At 66.9% G+C, this 293-nt stretch carries 1 protein-coding gene; it reads left to right on the top strand.

Annotated features, from left to right (window positions below):
- Nucleotides 1–293, top strand: a 293-nt coding sequence (locus PQR02_RS40915) for a hypothetical protein (protein WP_408243466.1), incomplete at both ends; no start/stop codon positions are given.

Raw genomic sequence — 293 nt, 5'->3', positions numbered from 1 at the left:
TCGGCGCTGGATGTCACGCTGGGTTCGAATAATCCGGTCATTACCGCCGGAACGGCAGCGCTGGACGGCACCCTGAGTGTGGCTGGCGTCTCGTCGGTCGCGCCTTCGTCCGCGAGTGCGCTGCCTGCAACCGGGTTCACGGTCATCCATACGACCGGTGGGATCACCGGCGACTTCAGTACCGTCAGTCTGGGTGGCGCGACGAGCCCGGTCGATTACCTGACGCTGGCGGGCACCCGGAGCGCGGACAGCCTGAACTACAACGTCGGCTTCGGGCTGACCTGGCAGGCGGG

It is taken from the genome of Paraburkholderia sediminicola (genome assembly GCF_046026895.1).
GTDB classification, from domain to species: domain Bacteria; phylum Pseudomonadota; class Gammaproteobacteria; order Burkholderiales; family Burkholderiaceae; genus Paraburkholderia; species Paraburkholderia sediminicola_C.
Note: the sequence above shows the minus strand (reverse complement) of the source record. Positions and strands in the feature narration are given on the sequence as shown.